Source organism: Salidesulfovibrio brasiliensis JCM 12178, assembly GCF_001311825.1.
Classification (GTDB): Bacteria; Desulfobacterota; Desulfovibrionia; order Desulfovibrionales; family Desulfovibrionaceae; genus Pseudodesulfovibrio; species Pseudodesulfovibrio brasiliensis.
Window position 1 is genome coordinate 1 of sequence record NZ_BBCB01000152.1, and the last position, 2,372, is coordinate 2,372.

The window sequence follows — 2,372 nt, forward strand, 5'->3', positions numbered from 1 at the left end:
GGCGTTCGGTGGCCGCGGCCAGCGTGTTCCACTCTCCGCAGCCGGGGCATTGGCCCTGCCAGCGCATGGCCTTGGCCCCGCATTCGGTACAGCGGTAAATCTCTTTGGTTTTCATGGCTACTCAGCGATGCGATCCTTGATCTGGCGGAAGAACTCCTGCAGGAACGCGGCCGTAGTCTCCTTGGCGTCCACATCGAGCCGCCAGAGCAGCACCACGAGGTTGCCGCGCGGGGTCTTGGTGCCGCCGAAGTAAAGCTCGTGCCGCTCGCCGTTGGCCGCTTTCATGTCATAGACCCATGAGCGTTCACGGCGTTCCCATGTGGAGGTGTGGCCGGTCTGGCCAGCCTCGCGCTCAAGGATCTCGATGAACCCGCGCAGGGGGAGCCGTCCGGGCACGCCGAGGAACTCGCCCTGTTCGTTGCGAATCACGATAGGGGTATCCATGAAGGTGTCGGACGGGTGCTCCAGCGAAACGCGATCAGCAGATTTTTCCTCGGTTTCGGATGCTGCGGGCTGTTCGTCTCCGAGGTCGTATCGTTTGACGCCCTCTCTGCCGCGCACGTTCACGATGCGACGTTTGGGGCGGGGCTTTTCTGCGTCTGTGGCAGACTCGGAGGGTGTTTCCGGAGCGGGCTCGGGAGCCGGGGTTTCGGCTTCAGGCGCTTCCGGTTCAGGCTCGGAGGCTGCGGGTTCAGGCTTGCGGGGAGATTCTTCAGGTGCGGCCGGAGCGGGCTGTGCTTCCGGGGTCGGCACCCCCTGCCCGCGGCTCAGGACGTCGAGCATCTGGGTGAAGCGGTCCTGATTGCGGGATTCGGCTTCCACCAGTCCTTCGATGGCCCTTTCCAGTTTCTTGAGCCGCTGATCTGCGCGGGCCTGCGCCGTGGCGAGCTGGGCCATGCCGTGCATCATCTGTCCGGCGGTCTCGAAAAACTTTTCCATGTATTCGGATGTGACGCCTGACGGGGCGGCTTCGACCGGAGCGGGCTGCTGCGGCGCGGGAGAAGCGGCGCGGCGATCCTTTTTGTATTCCTTGAAGTGTTCCTTGAGGACTTTCCATGTGGCGTTCACGGACATGCCCTTGGCAAAGCAGTCGCGAATCTTCAGGCAGACCTCGCCCGCTTCGGGCTTGAAGCGAATGGGCTTGCCCTCGGTCTCCACCGGGATGAAGGCCGGGAACTTGCGGCGGTAGCTCTTGATGGTGGTCTCGGACACGTCGCAGAGTTTTGCGAGGTCCTTGTGGGTCAGGGTCTCCGACATGGTGTTGCCTCCAAAATCGTTATGCCATCGTCACCTATCGTCGGCCTTGCCGTACAGCTGGATTTTGAAAACGATAGCTTATCGATATTGGTATCGGCAAACCCTGTTTCCGTCAAGGAGAAGGCCATGAAAAAGGGCCCGGGCAAAAGCCCGAAGCCCTTTTCAAGGAGGAGGTCGGAAACGGTTTATTCTTCGAAGAGCTTGTCCACTTCTTCATAGACGTACTTCATGTACATCATCTTGGGGGAGCCGCCCATGGCCACGGCCAGAAGGCTGCGTCGATGATCTCGTCGCGGCTGGCGCCCTGCGTGGCGGCGTTCTGCACGTGGAGCGAGATGCACATGTCGCACTGCGAAAGGATGGAGCAGGCGATGAGGATCAGGCTCTGGTATTTGCCTTCGATGGACGAGCCTTTTTTGATGGACTCGGTAAAGCCCCGGTAGGATTTGAAAATATCGCGGCGGTTCTTGTTCATCAGCCGGAACAGTTCAACGGCCTTTTCTGCTGGCTCCTGCATGGCGGCACTCCTTTCGGTTGGTGCGGACACCGTTCGTCCACGTTCATGGAGTGTCTCGCCTACCAAAGGCGATTTTCGTTTGTCAAGAATTTATAATTATAATTTTCGCATTGGAAAAAATATTACCAGAATTACAAGCAAAAGAATCATCCGAAGGGGCGTTGAGTGATGCGAAAAAAAAGCCGCACGGCGTGGGCCGTGCGGCGAAATAGGGCTTGAAGATGGTCCGTCAGTCTATTTGACGTCAATAAGCGTGGCGAAGAAGAACTCTCCGAGGCGGGCGTTGGCCGGGGTGGTCCAGCGCCGGGCTTCTTTTGCATTGGGATGGCGGGAGAGGAACGCTTCGATCTGCTCTTCGTTTTCCGCCGGATTCAGGGTGCAGGTGATGACGGCGATGCGTCCGCCGGGTCGGACTGCGTCCACGGCCGTATCGAGGATGTCGGCCTGAAGTTGTGTCAGGGCGGGCAGGTCCGCAGGGGTGCGCCGCCACTTGGCGTCGGGTCTGCGGGAGAGTACGCCGAGGCCGGAGCAGGGCAGGTCCAGCAGCACGGTGCCCATGTCGGTCAGGGGCGCGCCGCTGTCTGCCCGTGCGCGGAAG

General features: G+C 60.3%; 3 protein-coding genes and 1 pseudogene. All 4 read right to left on the minus strand.

Annotated elements, in window-relative coordinates; genetic code table 11:
- Positions 1-115 (minus strand): hypothetical protein (locus JCM12178_RS18840; RefSeq protein ID WP_172677180.1); only part of this gene is annotated, 115 nt, incomplete at its 3' end.
- Between the two features lie 2 nt (positions 116-117).
- A complete protein-coding gene (locus tag JCM12178_RS17205) occupies positions 118-1,257 on the minus strand; it encodes a MerR family transcriptional regulator (RefSeq protein ID WP_054653198.1) in 1,140 nt (379 codons plus the stop codon).
- 235 nt (positions 1,258-1,492) lie between these two features.
- On the minus strand, positions 1,493-1,774 hold the full coding sequence (locus JCM12178_RS17210; protein WP_245628855.1) for a carboxymuconolactone decarboxylase family protein: 282 nt from the start codon (positions 1,772-1,774) through the stop codon (positions 1,493-1,495).
- Positions 1,775-2,008: 234 nt separating this feature from the next.
- Positions 2,009-2,372, minus strand: a pseudogene (locus JCM12178_RS17215) (transcription antitermination factor NusB); the annotation flags it as partial.